This is a genomic window from Rhodococcus sp. P4_F3_2, assembly GCF_056401335.1.
This window is the reverse complement of sequence record NZ_JBFUJN010000272.1, coordinates 1-385: the sequence shown is the minus strand read 5'-3', so window position 1 is coordinate 385 and position 385 is coordinate 1. Positions and strand designations below refer to the sequence as shown.

Annotated in this window: 1 protein-coding gene; it reads left to right on the top strand. The window is 37.2% G+C overall.

Going from position 1 to position 385, the window contains the following annotated elements:
• A partial coding sequence (locus AC1DWA_RS33700) for a hypothetical protein (RefSeq protein ID WP_477917884.1) occupies positions 1-385 on the top strand: 385 nt, incomplete at both ends.

The window sequence follows — 385 nt, the reverse complement described above, 5'->3', positions numbered from 1 at the left end:
ATGCAGAACTCAAAGAATATGAAAATCTTCTGCGAAAGTTTTATATTGAAAGGGAATTATGGGATGAAGAAAAAGGCGATGATAACATTATTACCAGTCTTCGTCCTGAAGACTATCCCACGTTTAGTGATTTTTTGGCGTATATTCGCGAAGAACTCTATGCGGACCTTGAACAAAAGATCCATCATGCTCACTTGGGAGATGGGCGTAGAGATCGATTAGAGCTAATGGAGCTAAACATTACCAATCTAGTGGAAACCTACGCGAATTTATTTGATGGCATTTCCACCATTGATAATTTCWCAGAAGAACAAATCGTATTCTTTTCGCTTCGACATTTATCAAGTTTGAAAAGTGAAATCTTTCAAGCACAGCTGTTTAATGT